The 14,252-nt window shown below is 59.3% G+C and carries 16 protein-coding genes and 1 pseudogene; 9 read left to right on the top strand and 8 right to left on the bottom strand.

Annotation, left to right across the window (positions count from 1 at the left end; genetic code table 11):
• Positions 1-5: 5 nt before the first annotated feature.
• Entirely contained in the window at positions 6-965 is a 960-nt protein-coding gene (locus BSU04_RS38000) for an aromatic alcohol reductase (protein WP_089165372.1), read from the bottom strand.
• A 276-nt stretch (positions 966-1,241) separates the two neighbouring features.
• On the opposite strand from BSU04_RS38000, the gene BSU04_RS37995 reads away from it, so the two are divergent.
• Complete coding sequence (locus BSU04_RS37995; RefSeq protein WP_089165371.1) at positions 1,242-2,150, top strand: LysR family transcriptional regulator; 909 nt, start codon at positions 1,242-1,244, stop codon at positions 2,148-2,150.
• A 265-nt stretch (positions 2,151-2,415) separates the two neighbouring features.
• Here the strand turns inward: BSU04_RS37995 and BSU04_RS37990 are convergent, their stop codons facing one another.
• From BSU04_RS37990 to BSU04_RS37980, 3 genes are all read right to left on the bottom strand, one after another.
• Positions 2,416-2,907 (bottom strand): DsrE family protein, encoded by a 492-nt coding sequence (locus tag BSU04_RS37990; protein ID WP_089165370.1) that lies wholly within the window; start codon positions 2,905-2,907, stop codon positions 2,416-2,418.
• 106 nt (positions 2,908-3,013) lie between these two features.
• Entirely contained in the window at positions 3,014-3,280 is a 267-nt protein-coding gene (locus tag BSU04_RS37985) for a hypothetical protein (RefSeq protein ID WP_218827414.1), read from the bottom strand.
• Between the two features lie 3 nt (positions 3,281-3,283).
• Positions 3,284-4,003 carry an MBL fold metallo-hydrolase gene (locus BSU04_RS37980; RefSeq protein WP_089165369.1) on the bottom strand — a complete coding sequence of 240 codons (720 nt, stop codon included), beginning with the start codon at positions 4,001-4,003 and terminating at the stop codon, positions 3,284-3,286.
• Positions 4,004-4,200: 197 nt separating this feature from the next.
• Here BSU04_RS37980 and BSU04_RS37975 point away from each other — a divergent pair, with 197 nt between their 5' ends.
• The 4 genes from BSU04_RS37975 (at position 4,201) to BSU04_RS37960 (ending at position 6,184) form a co-directional block, all read left to right on the top strand.
• Positions 4,201-4,635 (top strand): YeeE/YedE family protein, encoded by a 435-nt coding sequence (locus BSU04_RS37975; protein ID WP_089165368.1) that lies wholly within the window; start codon positions 4,201-4,203, stop codon positions 4,633-4,635.
• 1 nt (position 4,636) lies between these two features.
• A complete protein-coding gene (locus BSU04_RS37970) occupies positions 4,637-5,077 on the top strand; it encodes a YeeE/YedE family protein (protein WP_089165367.1) in 441 nt (146 codons plus the stop codon).
• A gap of 73 nt (positions 5,078-5,150) precedes the next feature.
• Entirely contained in the window at positions 5,151-5,681 is a 531-nt protein-coding gene (locus BSU04_RS37965) for an Mpo1 family 2-hydroxy fatty acid dioxygenase (RefSeq protein WP_089165366.1), read from the top strand.
• Between the two features lie 182 nt (positions 5,682-5,863).
• Positions 5,864-6,184: a DUF4148 domain-containing protein gene (locus BSU04_RS37960; RefSeq protein WP_089165365.1), complete on the top strand. Its 321-nt coding sequence runs from the start codon at positions 5,864-5,866 to the stop codon at positions 6,182-6,184.
• 245 nt (positions 6,185-6,429) lie between these two features.
• Here the strand turns inward: BSU04_RS37960 and BSU04_RS37955 are convergent, their stop codons facing one another.
• Positions 6,430-7,812, bottom strand: a complete 1,383-nt coding sequence (locus tag BSU04_RS37955; RefSeq protein WP_089165364.1) for an aminotransferase-like domain-containing protein — start codon at positions 7,810-7,812, stop codon at positions 6,430-6,432.
• Between the two features lie 176 nt (positions 7,813-7,988).
• Here BSU04_RS37955 and BSU04_RS37950 point away from each other — a divergent pair, with 176 nt between their 5' ends.
• The 3 genes from BSU04_RS37950 (at position 7,989) to BSU04_RS37940 (ending at position 11,285) form a co-directional block, all read left to right on the top strand.
• Positions 7,989-9,275 carry a hydroxymethylglutaryl-CoA reductase, degradative gene (locus BSU04_RS37950; RefSeq protein WP_179258580.1) on the top strand — a complete coding sequence of 429 codons (1,287 nt, stop codon included), beginning with the start codon at positions 7,989-7,991 and terminating at the stop codon, positions 9,273-9,275.
• Between the two features lie 127 nt (positions 9,276-9,402).
• Positions 9,403-9,903: a hypothetical protein gene (locus BSU04_RS37945; RefSeq protein ID WP_256983782.1), complete on the top strand. Its 501-nt coding sequence runs from the start codon at positions 9,403-9,405 to the stop codon at positions 9,901-9,903.
• A complete protein-coding gene (locus BSU04_RS37940; RefSeq protein WP_089165362.1) occupies positions 9,903-11,285 on the top strand; it encodes a tripartite tricarboxylate transporter permease in 1,383 nt (460 codons plus the stop codon). Before BSU04_RS37945 ends, BSU04_RS37940 begins: the two co-directional genes overlap by 1 nt.
• Before the next feature lie 288 nt (positions 11,286-11,573).
• On the opposite strand, the gene BSU04_RS37935 is transcribed toward BSU04_RS37940, so the two are convergent.
• Both BSU04_RS37935 and BSU04_RS37930 read right to left on the bottom strand, forming a co-directional pair.
• Complete coding sequence (locus BSU04_RS37935) at positions 11,574-12,116, bottom strand: DUF2867 domain-containing protein (protein ID WP_089165361.1); 543 nt, start codon at positions 12,114-12,116, stop codon at positions 11,574-11,576.
• A gap of 153 nt (positions 12,117-12,269) precedes the next feature.
• Positions 12,270-12,950, bottom strand: a complete 681-nt coding sequence (locus BSU04_RS37930; protein WP_089165360.1) for a TetR/AcrR family transcriptional regulator — start codon at positions 12,948-12,950, stop codon at positions 12,270-12,272.
• A gap of 109 nt (positions 12,951-13,059) precedes the next feature.
• On the opposite strand from BSU04_RS37930, the pseudogene BSU04_RS37925 reads away from it, so the two are divergent.
• Positions 13,060-13,623: pseudogene (locus BSU04_RS37925) on the top strand (FAD-dependent oxidoreductase); the annotation flags it as partial.
• A 41-nt stretch (positions 13,624-13,664) separates the two neighbouring features.
• Here BSU04_RS37925 and BSU04_RS37920 read toward each other — a convergent pair.
• Positions 13,665-14,228: a LysR family transcriptional regulator gene (locus BSU04_RS37920; protein ID WP_179258579.1), complete on the bottom strand. Its 564-nt coding sequence runs from the start codon at positions 14,226-14,228 to the stop codon at positions 13,665-13,667.
• Positions 14,229-14,252: the final 24 nt, after the last annotated feature.

Below are 14,252 nucleotides of genomic sequence, written 5' to 3'. Positions count from 1 at the left end.
GGTTTTTACCGATGTCCAGCGTCCGGCAGCGCCACGCTTTCGCTTGCCAAAAGATTGGCGCGCATCCAGTCCTCAAGCCCACGCGCCGCAATGCCACTTTGGGCATTGAACGTCTGTGACTTGTCCCATGCCACGCCTTTTCCTTCGGCGAATACCGCTCGATATTTCTTGATTGAATTGTCGGGATCCGCGGCCAGTTCGCGTTTCAATTCCGGCACGCTCCACTCAGTGCGATGGACATTCAGGTCCAGTAGAGCATCGACGGCATCGGCGAGTTGTCGGTAAGTAATGGTGTCGCCGGCTATGTACACGATCTGATCGACGATACGTGGCTCCGTGAATACGATCGCGGCGGTCAGCGCGCCGATGTCGTCGGCCGTTGTCACGGTCACGCCGTTGTCCCAGCTTCCCAATGCATTCACGGTGTTTCGTTCGAGGTCCACCACCCCGAACGATGGTTCGAAGAGAAAGCTGGTGAACATGCCTGTCGATACGATCACCCACTCCGTCTGATCTTGCGAGCGCAGCAGGTCGCGCACGTCGAGCTGCTCGTCGAACAGATTCTGCGGGCTGCCCCGGCCGATGACATCGTAGTCGACGCCGAATTGCCAGGGGAAATATCGCTCCACTCCCGCCTTCAGCGCGGCGCGTGCGAGCTTGCGCTGAACGCCGCTGCCGCCCACGAATCCGGTGCACGAGATGACTGTGTGAAAGCGTTCAAAAACAGCGGCCAGCGATTCTTCCGATTGCTCCGCCAGATCGCCGGCGACCAGTTCGATGCCAAGCGAACGCAACTCGGCAATGTCCTTTTGCTTCGCGGGATCGCGCGAATCGATCGTTGACTGCCGCAGCAAAGCCGCGATAGAAATGCCCGGAACCTGCGCGGCCCGGTGCGAGAGACTGCGCAACATGGCCATGCCGAGTTCGCCGGCGCCCAGGACGAGCATAGAATTAGCATGCGACATACAAGTACCCTTTTTAGCTTGAGAAAAGTTATCGGAAGCGCGTGCTTGTGCGGTCCGTCAGCACCGGCTCAAAACTCCGCAGTGCATTAAAGGGAGGTCAGCCGGACAATCGGAAGTCTAGTGGCGGGTGCACGCGGTATTGTTCGCCGTCACGGAAATGAGAACGCGTGCGCATCGAACGGTCCGGCGGGAGAGGCCGGAGATCAATGTAAGATGAACGCCCACTTCTGAACTGCCTGCAGACGGCGAAATACGAACCGGACATGTGCCCCGTTCATGGACAAACTTCAAGCGATGACAACCTTTGCGCGGGTCGTCGAAACGCAGAGCTTCAGCAAGGCGGCGCAGACTTTGTCAATGCCCCGGTCATCGGTAACGACGCTGATCAAGAATCTTGAGCGGCATCTGGGCACAACACTGCTTCGGCGAAGCACACGGACGCTCAGCCTCACCGATGCGGGCGAGCGCTACTACGCGTCATGCCGGGCAATCCTGTCGGACATAGCACAGGCTGAGAGCGGCCTGTTGGCGGACGCGACGGCTCCGCATGGGCGAATACGAGCGGGTATGCCGGGCGTCATAGGCCGCGCGATCGTGTTGCCGCGACTGCGGGAATTCGAACAGCTTTTTCCCGGTATCGAACTGACGCTGGTTCTTAGCGATCGTCCCGTCGACCTGATCTACGATGGCATTGATTGCGTCATCCGCACAGGCGAGCTGGCGGATTCCTCACTGACCGCGCGCAGGCTAGGTCAACTGAGCTGGCTGACCTGCGCGGCGCCGCGATATCTGAAGGAGTATGGGGAACCTGATAGCGTCGAAGCGCTGAGTGCTCATCGCGCGGTCAACTACATAGCGAATGCTACGGGCCGGCCGCTCGACTGGCGTTTTAACGTCGATGGTGAAAACGTCACCGTGACAATGCCAAGCCGCTTTGCCGTCAACGAAACAGAAGCGTATTTGCAATGCGGCCTGGAAGGTTTGGGGCTGATCCAGTTGTCGGAGTTTGTTGCGTCGCCGTACCTCGAAACTGGGCGTCTGAAAGAAGTTCTGGCGAGCGCAAGAAGTGCTCCCGTATCTATTTCAATCGTTTATCCGAACGGTAGGAATGCAGGCGCGGCGATCAAGGCTTTTGTCGATTGGGTCATCCGGATCTTTCCGCAAAGCGGAGTCAACCCGGATTGAGCATCGAGATAACAAGCCGCTGCAAAACATCGTCATGGCGCACCGAGTACCGGGCCGTTGATCTTTTCTCCTTTCATCGAATGAGCGCCTGATTGAACGTCGCGTTGGAAAAGGGGCCGAGATCCGTTGCTGACAGCCGGCCGTTTGTATCGTGGAACGAATTGCGCAACAGCCAACGCTACCGCGACACTCAACAAGAAAAACAGCGGGTGCAGGGTAACGCGATCGGGTCCATATGCAATTTCATCCCCATGCTTCTTGCCGTCTACAGCGGCATCAAGCTATATCCATCGTGTTGCAAAACAGTAATGGTCGTGAGCGCTGAGAGTGAGCGCGTTACACCGGGGAGAAGTCCATCTTGGGAAAAACCATTGCCGATCAGCGCCTGCGCGCAAACCGATACTTCAACGCCCGCAGCCTGCAGCGCGGCAATGAGACGCACATTCGGGTTTGGCCTTGAATCGAGGGCGTGGTGTTGCTCGTCGTTCAAAACGCTGGATGTTGCTTCGCCATGGATAACGGCGACACAGTGAAGGCGATCGGGTGTCACCCCGGACATGCTGTACAAGTTCACCGCTCGCGCAACACGTTCGAGTCCGGCATTGGGTGCCTCCGGCGTCTTGCCAGGCGCGCTGACTGAGAAGACGATTTTGTATGTTGCATTCGCCTCCGGAACATGAACCGCACCATTGATCCAATGCGCTTTGCCGAATTGCTCGATGACCGGACTTGCGGCCGCGAAGTTATCTTGCGTCATGAGTTGCCTGTATCGATTGAGGTATTGAGTTGATCCAGCGTCAGCGCTCCGGCGCGGTGCTTGCCGTCCGGGAAAAAGAAGGCCCTCGGACGCAAGCGGTCGAAAGTCATCGCGGCTGCCATGAGTGATAAAGCATAGGATGATCGAACATCTTGCCGACGGTCGAACCCGGCGTCTCGCCAAGCATACCGCTCACCACCAACGCCGCGATCCCGATCGCGATGTGCGGGTTGTGAACGCCGACTACGTAGAGAATGAGCGGCACGGCGAGAATCGAACCGCCTGCGCCGACGAGGCCGAGGGAGAAGCTCACGAAACCGCCGCACAGCGCCGCGGCGATAGCATGTGTCGCCGGGGTGGAAGCCAGGGTCATCGATCAGCCCTGCAGCCTGGCAGGCGAAGTTAGCTGACCACAAGCCAGGTTCGCCGGTATGGCGACATCCATCATCTTGGGGTTTGGAAGATTCAAGCCCCTCATGATCTCCACATATTCGCTTTCGGTTTTCCCCGCCAGCCTCGGATTGAAATGCCTCTCTTCGCCGATGCTTGAAGCGCTCCATCCCTTGTAATCGTGGGCGGGATAAAGCGTGGTCGCGTCGGGAAGCTTGAACAGCTTGTTGACGATTGAATCCCACGACCGATGCGGGTCTCCGCCCTGAAAGTCCGTCCGTCCGCTGCCGCGAATGAGCAGGACATCGCCGGTGAAAACGGCTTGCGGTGCCGCAGGGTTCAGGACGAAGCTAAACGATTCGTCGGTGTGTCCCGGCGTATAGAGAGCGCGTAGCTCGATGCCGTCGACACACAAGATTTCGTCTTCGCGTACGTGCTGGGATAGGCAATGCGCCTGCGATAATTCGCCCATGATCGTGGTGCAATGCGTGGCGTCCCGCAGGTCACCGAGTGCGGTGATGTGATCGGCGTGCGTGTGGGTGTCGATGGCGTGAACCAGCCGCAAATCCAACTGCTCGATCACCTTCAGATAGTGCTCAAGCTGCTCTTTTACGGGATCGATGATCACCGCCTCTCCACCAGCCCGAGAGGCGAGCAGGTAGGTGTAGGTGCTCGACTGACCATCGAAAAATTGCCGGAACAACATTGCCTCATAACCTCGGAAAAACCACTATATTACGTTTGAGTATAAGCTTATATCTATATAGAATATAGTATCGAAGGCATCGAAAGTCAACGGGTGTGAGGCGGCGAATGCGGGTAAAAGGCCGGAAGGCGAGGTGGAAAATGCTCGCGGAGCAGTCCGTTAATCTGCAACTGAAAACGAAGACGGGATGACAAACGATGGTTGTTGACTGGGCGAATTTCACACCGATCGAATCCCTGCTGGGAAGCGCGATGATCGGCTTGTCCGCGGCGCTTTTCATGCTGCTCAACGGGCGTATTGCGGGGATCAGCGGGGTTCTTGGCGGCCTCCTGACTGCTGATGGATGGCGTGACGGGTGGAGAGTCTCCTTCGCTGCCGGGCTGCTTGCCGCGCCGGTGCTGTATGTTTTGACGAGACCTCTACCTCCGATCGTCATCCAGGCCAGCGTCCCGCTTCTTATTCTTGGCGGTTTGCTCGTTGGATTCGGCACGCGCGCGGCAAGCGGTTGCACGAGTGGTCATGGTGTGTGCGGAATATCGCGCGGGTCGGTCCGTTCGGTTGCCGCGACCTTGACATTCATGGTGGCGGGTTTCGTGACGGTCTTCGCAATCAGACATCTGTGGGGCGGCTAGCATGCGAAACATGAGCTCGTTTCTGGCCGGTCTGCTTTTCGGTGTCGGCCTGATCGTCTCCGGTATGGCAAACCCGGCGAAAGTGCTGGGTTTCCTGGACCTCGCGGGTCACTGGGATCCTTCGTTGGCCTTTGTCATGATCGGCGCGATTGCGCTTGCATCAATCGGCTTTTTTGCCAGCCGGCATACTGGAAAGCCGCTTCTCGACGACACCAGGCATCTCCCCACGAAGAAAAAAATCGATGTGCAATTGATTGTGGGAAGCGCGATTTTTGGAGCCGGTTGGGGGATAGCAGGATTTTGCCCGGGGCCGGTCATGGTAGCGGTGGGCGCGGGGAAAACCGAGGCTGTGGTATTTCTTTCAGCGATGCTTGCAGGCATGCTCGCTTTTAACTTGTTCGACGCCAGGCGAACAATCCGGGGCAACGCGGATGCGCGTTAAGCCGTCATCGCGTACGCTAACCCGGACGGACGAACGGTTTGAACGCGGTTGACACGCTTTCGGAGGTAGTGCCATGAAATCCCTGGTTGACCAGCTCGGAAAATACGCGATGTATCACCGCGACTCGCGCAACATCGTTTCGCACCTCTTTGGCATTCCACTGATCGTGGTCGCGGTTGCCACGTTGCTGGCGCGTCCGGCGGTTGGTGTAACGGGCACGCTGAGCGTGTCGCCGGCAATGCTGCTCGCCGCCGCGGTCGCCGTGTTCTATCTCAGGCTCGACATACGATTCGGTATCCTGATGACTCTCTTGCTCGCGCTGAGCGTGTGGGCGGGGAAGCTACTCGCGATGCAATCGACCGGACTGTGGCTCGCCTGGGGCCTGGGCCTGTTTTTTATCGGCTGGGTGATCCAGTTCATCGGACACTACTTCGAAGGTAGCAAGCCGGCCTTCGTGGACGATGCAATCGGGCTGGCGGTCGGGCCGCTGTTCATCGTGGCGGAGCTGGCATTCTTCCTGGGCTTGCGCGATCCGGTTCGCCGCGCGATTGAAGAACGCGCTGGCCCCATTCACGGCGGCACCGGTAAAAGAGCCGTTCGGTGACCGTTAGCCGTTTGTATGGCAGCGTTATCGCCGCGCATTCAGGAGTCTAGGGTTTACACCTAATTCGACAATAATCCCTTGCGCAGTCTGCTATTAATCTTAAGCGCGTACTTACCTACACTTGAATCACTGAAACGCGAACAGGGTTGTTCGCGAAGAAAATCAAGATTCGGAGGTAGGTCATGAAACTCGTTCAATCGCTTATTGTTGCTGCCGTCCTGGCTGTTCCGGCCGTGTCGTCTTTCGCTCAATCGAATGCGCCTGTCACTCGCGCCGAAGTGAAGGCTCAACTGGTCCAGCTTGAAAAGGCGGGTTACCAACCCGGCCGTGATGATCCGAATTACCCGGCTGATATTCAAGCTGCAGAAGCACGTGTTGCGGCGCAAAACGGCGCTGCTAACAGCTTCGGCGGTGTGACCGATGGCACGTCGGCATCAGGTGCCCGCGCCGTGGTGAGTCCCGCGCTGAACGACAACGCAAAGTCGGTTTACTTCGGTCATTAATCAAGATTAGTCAATCGCGTTACGAAACCGCCCAGCCACCCTGGCGGTATTGAAGACGGTTCGACGATGGTTGATGAGCGCGCAGCGATCCTGTGCGCTCATCCATTTTTCTCAACTATGTCGAATCAACGAATAGCACCTCCTCCAGCGGGGTTGCTCCGATCCCGATGGAATTTGCCCAGCTATAAGTTGGGCTTTTTTTGCCTTCGACGACCTGCAATGTCAAGTGACGGGTACGGGCGTCTTCAACCGAGTGTGCTGAGTGCGGCCGCGAATCGAGGGTCCTTCAGATACGCGACGTTAAACCGGCAGTACGGCGAAACGCCTTCCGCGTGCGGCGAGAACACGGTCCCCGGCGCGAGAATGACGGATTGAGCGAGCATCGCCTTGGCAAACTTGATTGAGTCTTCGCCATGGGGCAGCGCTGCCCAAAGATAGAGGCTTTGCTCGCTCACCTTGTAGATCTTCGCGCCCAGTGCGTGGAGCGCGTTGACGCCCGCTTCGGTCGCCCGCCGAAGCTTCTCCTGCATGTGATTGGTGTGACGCAGGAAATGGCCATCGCTCAGAATGGCCTCCAGCGTGCGCTCGCAATACTCCGAACTGCTCACGTGCGTCAGCATTTTCACATCGGCGAGATCGCTTGCCAGCGCCGGATCGCACGCAAGAAAACCCACACGCAACGCGGCAGAAACCGACTTCGCGAAGCTGCCGATATAAATCGTCCGGCGCAATTGATCGAGCGTCGAGATGCGCGTCAGCGAGCGCGGTTTCAGGTCCGCGAGCGCGTCGTTCTCGACAATCGTGAGGTCGTAGGTTTCGGCCAACCTGAGTATGCGATGCGCCTTCGCAGCGCTTGTGTCCGTCGCGGTAGGATTGTGTCCCACCGACTGCGTGAAGAAGAGTTTCGGCCGATAGGTTTTCAACTGCTCCTCGAGCACCGCAATGTCAGGGCCGTCGATCTCCCTCGGCACGCCGACCATGTTCGCGCCGCTCAACTTCAACTTCCCGAATAGCGGGTAATAACCGGGGTCGTCGACGAGTACGGTATCTCCCGGGCGCACGAAATATCGCAGCACCATGTCCATTGCCTGATTGGCGCCGTGCGTGAGCACGATCTGCGTAGGCGCCGCTTCTATCTCATACGCGGCCAGTTTTTGCTGAAGGTGCTGGCGCAACGGCAGATACCCGAAGCGGCTGCCGTAGCGAAACAGCGATCCCACGCCGGTACGAACCACGCGCTGATGAAATTGATCCAGACGGGTTTCCTCCAGCCATTCCACCGGCGGAAATCCTTCTCCCAGATTAAGAAACTCGGGCTTGTTCTGCAGTTGTTCCCGCATCAGCCAGACAACGTCCATCGCCCGATCCAGGGTAGTGGGTTCGTCCCCGACCGGCTGTACCTCGACCGAACGTGACACGAAGAATCCCGACCCTCGCTTCGGTTCGATCAGGCCGTTCGCCGTCAGGATGTCGAACGCGCTGATGACGGTGTTCTTGGAGCAACCGTTCCCCTCAGCGTATTCCCTAATCGATGGCAATTTGGCGCCGGCTTGCAGCAGACCGTCTTTGATCTGTCTGGCCAGATTGTCCGCGATGGATCGAGGCAGGCCCGTCTTTTCGCGTTGCATGATCGTGGTTACTCCGTGTTCGACTGAATTGTTCTGGGTACAGTGATTTCACTGTCTCGTGAAAGTGTGCCTTTTAATAGGGTACAGCCGGCCTATTATTCGCTCGATCAAGAAACTTCCGCAAGCCGGGCACGCGGGGCGAATGAATGACAGAGAAAAGCCAAGGAGCATTGCAAGTGAACATCGATTCGAAGTTGCCGAATTTTCGTGGGCTGTCGCCGGCGCAACGCCTGAAGCACATCGCCCAGGCGGCGAATCTGAGCGACGCCGATCACGCGTTACTCGGCAATCCGGGCGCACTCTCGCTGGAAACCGCCAACGGCATGATCGAGAACGTAATCGGGACGTTCCAGTTGCCGATGGCCGTGGCCGGCTACTTCCAGATCAACGGACGCGACGTGCTCGTGCCCATGACGGTAGAGGAACCATCGATAGTCGCCGCGGCCTCGTTCATGGCGAAGATGGCGCGCGAGGCTGGCGGCTTCATCACGTCGAGCACCGGGCCGCTGATGCGCGCGCAAGTGCAGATCGTCGGCGTGAGCGACCCCCATGGTGCACGCTTATCGATCCTCAAGCACAAGGAGGAACTGGTCCAGCTCGCAAATAGCCGCGACAAGGTGCTGATCGGTCTCGGCGGCGGTTGCAAGGACATCGAGGTTCATGTGTTTCCCGAGACGCCGCGCGGGGCGATGGTGGTCGCGCACCTGATCGTCGATGTACGGGACGCGATGGGCGCCAACACCGTCAATACGATGGCGGAGTCGGTGGCGGGTCGTATCGAGGAGATCACGGGCGGTAAAGTTCGCCTGCGGATCTTGTCGAACCTCGCGGATCTCCGTCTCGCCCGCGCGCAAGTTCGTTACTCCGCCGAAACGCTGGCGACCAAGGAGTATTCGGGTGAGCAAGTGATAGAAGGCGTGATCGATGCGTGTCTGTTCGCGGCCATCGATCCGTACCGCGCCGCGACGCATAACAAAGGGATCATGAACGGCATTGATCCGGTGATCGTCGCCACGGGTAACGACTGGCGCGCGGTCGAAGCGGGCGCGCATGCCTATGCGTGCCGGAACGGTCGATATACATCGCTGACCACCTGGGAGAAAGCGGGCAACGGTGATCTGGTCGGCACGATCGAGATGCCGATGCCCGTGGGTCTGGTCGGCGGGGCCACCAAGACGCATCCGCTCGCCCGGCTCGCCCTCAAGATCATGAATGTGCACTCGGCGCAGGATCTCGGCGAGATTGCTGTCGCCGTCGGTCTCGCGCAAAACATGGGCGCGCTGCGCGCGCTCTCCACCGAAGGTATCCAGCGTGGGCATATGGCGCTTCACGCGCGCAATATCGCGATGTCTGCGGGCGCGACAGGCGCGGACATCGATTGGGTAGTCAGAAAGATGGTCGCGGCAAACGATGTCCGTACCGACTACGCAATGACGCTGCTAGCAGGATCTCGCGACGCCTGATCAGCGACCTGACTGGCGGCCGAAACGCACGACGGCGGTACCGAAACAAAAACTTCCGCAAACGGAGGAGACAATGGAACATTCAGTATTGGACGCCGACGAGGCGTTAAGCCCGGCGTCCGTTGGCATGACCGCCGCAGTCGACGCGCAGACTTCCCACCTGGTTGAAGTCTGGGGAGACACCGTCGATATCCGGCATCTCGCGTGGTCGGTCGCGCTGGGCATAGGCATCAGCCTCGGCGCTTTTTTCTCGGCCAATTATTTTCTCGCGCTTTACGTACACGACGCCGCGATGACTCGCGCTTACGCAATGCTGGTGGGTCTCGCCGGCTGCCTGATCGCGGGCGCCGTGTGCGCGAAGCTGTTCAAGCCGAAACGCGTAGTGGTCGACCAGTCATCCGACACGGCTCGCCGTGAAGAAGTGCTCGACCAGCTTGCCGCCGAGGCGGGTGGCCTGGGGTTTGTTTCGGACTTGCCGCTGGCGGTTGCCACGGAGATGAAAGAGCTTGGTCTCTACGATGTATTCCTCAAACACGAGCAGCGCATCGACGCGTCAAAACGGGCGCTCGATGAGGGCCGTGTTACCACAGACGCCATTGAAGAAAATACAAGCAAGGAGTCCTCCTGATGGATGCTCTTGCTCACCAGGTGCTCGTTGCTGTATCCATGGGCCTGATTGGCGCCATCGTGTTCGCCGGGATCGGTCTTATCTCCGGGACGGACGAAACCACGACTCTTGCACCGCTCACATTGCTGGTTGCGCTACTCGGCGTGCCGCCCGCGGGCGTTTTCACGTTCTTCATGGCCGGGGCCGTGGCAAAGCACATGACGCACGCCATCCCGACCGCCCTGCTCGGCATTCCAGGCGACACGCTTGCGGCCCCCTTGCTTCAGCAGGCGACCATGCTGCGCAATCTCGGCGTGCCGCACATTGCGTTGCGAAAGATGATTTCGGGTGCGATTATCGCGGCCTTCGTCGCGGTGCCATTGGCCGTGCTCTTCGCTGTGTTGCTCGCGCCGTTCGGCCCGTCGATATCGAAAGCGGCGCCATGGGTGTTCCTTGCTGCAGCCGTTGCAATCGCGTACTTTTCATCGGGCCGATGGGCGTCGGTGTTGCTGCTCGTGCCGTTCGTGCTGGTGATCGTCGGGCTGCAGGCGTTGACCGGAAAATATGGCGTGAAACTCAGTGTCAGCTATTTTCTGGGCATTGCCATCGGTCCCTTGATAGCGGACCTGTTCTCGATCCTTTCGCCTGCCGATCGCGCGACCATGCGCCGCGATCGGGTCAAGACGTTCTCGCTTGCTCCCGACGTCAAGAGCTGGAGCGGCTACTTCCCCAACCCGCTCAAGGTGCTCGACCGGACGCAGCGGAACTGGACCATTGCGACGGCGGCGGTATCGAGCGCGACGTTCGTGTTCAGCCCGGTCGCGATGACCGTCGTGATGGGCGAACTGGTCGGCTCGCGGATCAAGCACGCGTACCATCGTTTGACTACGGTCATTGCTGCACGAAACGGCGTCACCGAGGCAACGTATATTGCCGAGGCGCTGATTCCACTGATCGCGTTCGGACTGCCTTTGAGTCCCGTGGCAGCGGGTCCGGCTGCGCCGCTTTTCAACGCGCCGCCGCGTTTTTTCGTCGATACAGCCACGGGGCACATGAACAATCTGCACACGCTGATGACGAGCTGGGAATTCCTCGGCTACGGATTAGCGTCGGTGGTGCTGGCCGCGCTGATTGCATATCCGTTTTCGATGAACTATGCGCACCGGGCGGCTTCGTTCGTTGCTCGACGGCTGAGCCACGAAGCGATTATCGCGACGTTCGCTGGGCTGATCGTGGTGATCAGCGTGTGGGAAGGGCAGTTGCTGGGATTCCTGGTGATCGTGACGATCGGGCTGCTGGGAGGACTGTTGTCCCGGCGCTTTGGCTTTAACACCGGCGTTCAGTTCATGGGGTACTACGCGGCAGTACTGAGCGTTCCGGCGTTGACCAAATTGATCGCTTGAGGCGAGCCGGGCAGGCGCTGAATGGCTCCGCCGGCATGCACGAAAACCAGTCTCATTGCTTGAGGCTCGCCTTGATCTGCGAGGCAACGTCTGCGCCTGAGCGCGCAGCGTTTTCGCCGTGCTCTATGGAAATGTTCGATCGATCCAAGCGACACCTGCCAGCGCTCAGCTCCCACAGAGAAGTGGGCGATTACGCCCCGTCCTTCGGCGGCCACCCGCTTGGCGAGATGCGGTGCGCTGTGGCGTGATGGTATGGTGATCCAGGCTCGCGGCGAGCATCAAGCCGCCTCAGGAGGCAGTCGGCCAGCCAATAAGCGCGGCGCGACGCATGCTTGATCGAACCACCATTTCATGGAACGGCGTGATCAGCAGGATGTAGGTACGTCCCAAAAGATTGTGGCATCGCACGACAGTCGATACCGTCAGGTAACGCCCACCGCCCGCGGTCTCTGCCCGCGTCTCCTGAAAGACGGACACCCTGAAGTCGAGATGCTTGTCGTCCTCGCCAAGGACGATCTCGTCGACGGTGCGCTCGTAGATCCTGAAAATGGAGATGTGCTTTTCACGCTCGGAACGCGCGAATTCCTCCAGGTGCTTTGCCGTCTTCAGGCCAAATCCGGCAACGAGCGTGTCGCGTACTCGAAGGAGCTGTCCAATCCACGCGGCCTGATGCGAAAACATGAACCGGGCGAGTAGTTCGGGATCGGTGGTCGCGTTGTCCGGCAAGCGGATGGTATAGGCGTCCGCGAGGTTCGGGTGCGCATACATTTGCGTTACGCGCGAGCTGGCAGGTAGTGCGACGGAGGTCACGGACACACTTGGATTTTGCATGGGTAAGCGACTCCTGTGAGCGGCCCGGGGATCAGATAAGCGCGAGCCTTATTTGCGACTGTACACCCGCCGTGCATGTCACCTTTTCTATGGCTGAACTGCACTTTCCCATGCGAACGGAAACACCAATGCGTTGTGGTACGACCCTTCCGATCAGCGACCGTGCGCTGACGCGATCCCGCGAAGGATGAGATGGATTCCGGCGAGAAAATCGACACGGTCATCGTGAACGCGCAGCAGTCCGGCCACGCTGAGGGTGAAAGGATACTCATTGGGATCGAGCTCGGACCACACGGTCGACACCTCGTCCAGGAAGTTAGACCTGTCAAGGCCCTGCTCCCGAGCGATATGCGCATTCGCCGCGTTCTGCCCGCTCACGCCAAGGATGTAACTCAATAACGCGGACACCGCTGCCCACTGAGCGTCCTCAGGTACGCCGAGGGCGCGGACCTGCTGGCCTATGCGTTCGAGAATACGCACCATGGGCAACTGCCCCGGGGCACGTGTGAGCGCCGAGCCAACCCACGGATGTGCATCGATCGCGTCGAACATGCCTAGCGCGAGCGCGCGAATGGCCGCTTCTGGCTCCGCGCTGATCGACGGCGCGTTCATCGCGCTAGCGATGATGGCGTCGCAGGCGGCGATCAGCAGATCGCTCTTGTTGTCGATGTGCCAGTAAATAGCGCCAGGACCGGTGGCGAGCCGCTCGGACAGGGCGCGGAACGTCAGACCGCGCTCTCCGCTACCGTCCAGGAGCGCGATCGACGCCTCGATGATCCGATCCCGCGAGAGCGATTCCTCCCGTCGTTGCGTGCTACCTGCTTTTTTTACCATGCCGCTTCTTGACACCTCTGGAATGTTGTTCCAATATTACTCTGGAATGATGTTCCAGAGTATGCCAGCAGCAGATCTTGTGGCGACTTCCGACCACTAGGGAATAAGAATGAATACTTCAGTTGCAATCATCGGCGCGGGGCTTGGTGGACTGACTCTTGCCCGTGTCCTTCACGTCCACGGGATTGCCACGACGATCTACGAGGCGGAAGCCTCGGCGAACGCGCGAGCGCAGGGCGGCATGCTCGATATCCACGAAAACAACGGACAGCTCGCACTCAAGGCGGCGGGGCTCTTCGATCAATTCCTCGACATCATCCACGCTGGCGGTCAGACAACGCGAGTTCTCGACAAAGACGGCAATGTCTTGTTTGAAGACCCCGACGACGGCACAGGCGGTCGACCCGAGGTACCTCGAGGAGACCTTCGCCGGATTCTGCTTGACTCACTTCCCGCCGGCACAGTCCGATGGGGACACAAAGTCACAGCAGCGTCTCCACTCGGCGGCGGGCGGCACGTGTTGACCTTTGCTGACGGCTCAACGGTGACTACCGATCTCCTCGTGGGTGCCGACGGCGCTTGGTCGAGAGTTCGTCCGCTTCTATCGGAGGCTAAGCCGGTGTATGTCGGCACGTCATTCATCGAGACGTACCTGTTTGACAGCGACACCCGCCACTTTCGAGCGCACGCCGCGCCGCCTGATGGTCAAGCGTTTCAGCCACCGACAAGGCTATTTGCAGAGTGCCATCGCTTGGCGGAAAGAAGTCTTGCGATGCGATCCACACCAGGTCCCTCCCAGCGAATCACCTGCTCCAGGTTCCCCTCTGGGGCGAGCGACACCAACGCCACATCTACGCGGCGCGCATCGAGCATTTTCTCGAGCAAGGGCGTAGGCGCGCATACGACTTCAAGTGCGACCCGCGGATGCTGCGCCGCTATCGCGCGCAGCACGGACGGAAGGAATTCAGTGCAATAGTCCTCGGGGCATCCGAGTCGAATCGACCCAGTGAGCCCGCGGCCGGTCACGTCGACCAGCGCCTCGTCATGGGCTCGCACCAGCCTTCGGGCGTGCGACAACAATCGATCTCCGCGCGACGTCAGTTCCACGCCGCGTGCGGTACGTACGAGCACCGCACCATCGACGATCTCTTCGATCCTCTTGAGTTGCATGCTGATCGCGGATTGCGTGCGGCCGACTTCCGCCGCCGCGCGCGTGAGCGATCCAGCGTCTGCTATTGCGACGAACGTCCTGAGCAAATCGAAATCCAGCTGCAACATGATGACATCAGCTCCTCGAATGGC

This window comes from Caballeronia sordidicola (assembly GCF_002220365.1).
GTDB classification, from domain to species: Bacteria; Pseudomonadota; Gammaproteobacteria; order Burkholderiales; family Burkholderiaceae; genus Caballeronia; species Caballeronia sordidicola_C.
The sequence above is the reverse complement of the archived record's forward strand: the minus strand, read 5'-3'. Positions and strand labels throughout refer to the sequence as shown.

Excerpts from the sequence above, each read along its gene's own strand:
- BSU04_RS37940 (WP_089165362.1), top strand. The coding sequence starts at position 9,903 with ATGGATGCTCTTGCTCACCAGGTGCTCGTTGCTGTATCCATGGGCCTG.
- BSU04_RS37990 (WP_089165370.1), bottom strand. The coding sequence starts at position 2,907 with ATGACGCAAGATAACTTCGCGGCCGCAAGTCCGGTCATCGAGCAATTC.
- BSU04_RS37985 (WP_218827414.1), bottom strand. The coding sequence starts at position 3,280 with ATGACCCTGGCTTCCACCCCGGCGACACATGCTATCGCCGCGGCGCTG.
- BSU04_RS37955 (WP_089165364.1), bottom strand. The coding sequence starts at position 7,812 with ATGCAACGCGAAAAGACGGGCCTGCCTCGATCCATCGCGGACAATCTG.
- BSU04_RS37920 (WP_179258579.1), bottom strand. The coding sequence starts at position 14,228 with ATGTTGCAGCTGGATTTCGATTTGCTCAGGACGTTCGTCGCAATAGCA.
- BSU04_RS37935 (WP_089165361.1), bottom strand. The coding sequence starts at position 12,116 with ATGCAAAATCCAAGTGTGTCCGTGACCTCCGTCGCACTACCTGCCAGC.
- BSU04_RS37965 (WP_089165366.1), top strand. The coding sequence starts at position 5,151 with ATGAAATCCCTGGTTGACCAGCTCGGAAAATACGCGATGTATCACCGC.
- BSU04_RS37975 (WP_089165368.1), top strand. The coding sequence starts at position 4,201 with ATGGTTGTTGACTGGGCGAATTTCACACCGATCGAATCCCTGCTGGGA.
- BSU04_RS38000 (WP_089165372.1), bottom strand. The coding sequence starts at position 965 with ATGTCGCATGCTAATTCTATGCTCGTCCTGGGCGCCGGCGAACTCGGC.
- BSU04_RS37930 (WP_089165360.1), bottom strand. The coding sequence starts at position 12,950 with ATGGTAAAAAAAGCAGGTAGCACGCAACGACGGGAGGAATCGCTCTCG.
- BSU04_RS37960 (WP_089165365.1), top strand. The coding sequence starts at position 5,864 with ATGAAACTCGTTCAATCGCTTATTGTTGCTGCCGTCCTGGCTGTTCCG.
- BSU04_RS37980 (WP_089165369.1), bottom strand. The coding sequence starts at position 4,003 with ATGTTGTTCCGGCAATTTTTCGATGGTCAGTCGAGCACCTACACCTAC.
- BSU04_RS37945 (WP_256983782.1), top strand. The coding sequence starts at position 9,403 with ATGACCGCCGCAGTCGACGCGCAGACTTCCCACCTGGTTGAAGTCTGG.
- BSU04_RS37970 (WP_089165367.1), top strand. The coding sequence starts at position 4,637 with ATGCGAAACATGAGCTCGTTTCTGGCCGGTCTGCTTTTCGGTGTCGGC.
- BSU04_RS37995 (WP_089165371.1), top strand. The coding sequence starts at position 1,242 with ATGGACAAACTTCAAGCGATGACAACCTTTGCGCGGGTCGTCGAAACG.